General features: G+C 64.5%; 1 protein-coding gene. It reads right to left on the bottom strand.

From position 1 onward, the window contains the following. Nucleotides 1-157: 157 nt before the first annotated feature. The coding region (locus tag SM452_RS30395) for a tyrosine-type recombinase/integrase (protein WP_463841224.1) at nt 158-730 on the bottom strand (573 nt) is incomplete at its 5' end.

Below are 730 nucleotides of genomic sequence, written 5' to 3'. Positions count from 1 at the left end.
ACTGGGGGTCAAGGGGTCGTCGGTTCGAATCCGGCCGTCCCGACAAAGAAAAAGCCCTGACCAGCGGGAACACTGGTCAGGGCTTTGATTTTCTTCGATGGAGATTTGAACCGCCCCCTGAAAACCCCCCGTTTACGCGGTGCGGCAACCAAGTTCGTCATCGGTGTGCATCGTTCTCTCCTGGCGACGATCCTTGGTTGCTCGGGTGGCTGCCGAGCCGTTCGAGGATGCCGGACACGTCTGGGGCTTGTACCGGCTTGGCGATGTAGTAGGTGTCGGTGACCTCCTCGCTGGAGTGCCCGAGCTGTGCTGCCGCGCTTTTGGTATCGATCTCCTCCTTGATGAGGGTGGCAACGGTCTTTCGGAAGGTGTGCGGGGTGACCCAGTCGAGGTCGGCTTCGGCGCGGGCCTGGCGCCACTGACGGCGGACGTTGTTGGGGGAGAGCCAGGTGCCTCGTCGGGAGGCGAAGATCGCGTCGTGGGGGTTGTCCGCGGCGGTGAGTTTGCGGGCCATGAGCATGCCGACCGCGAACCGGGGGAGGACGACCCTGCGGTAGCCGGCGTCGCTCTTGGTCCAGGGCTGTCGGAAGAAGCCCTGGCTCTTGATGAAGACCAGCGTTCCGCAGATCGTCAGGGTTGGTCGTTCGGCGGCGAGGTCCAGGTCCTCCCAGCGGAGGGCGAGGATCTCGCCGATACGGGCGCCGGTGGCGAGCATGAGGTCGACGACGTC

Source organism: Micromonospora sp. SYSU B005, assembly GCF_055362685.1.
Note: the sequence above shows the minus strand (reverse complement) of the source record. Positions and strands in the feature narration are given on the sequence as shown.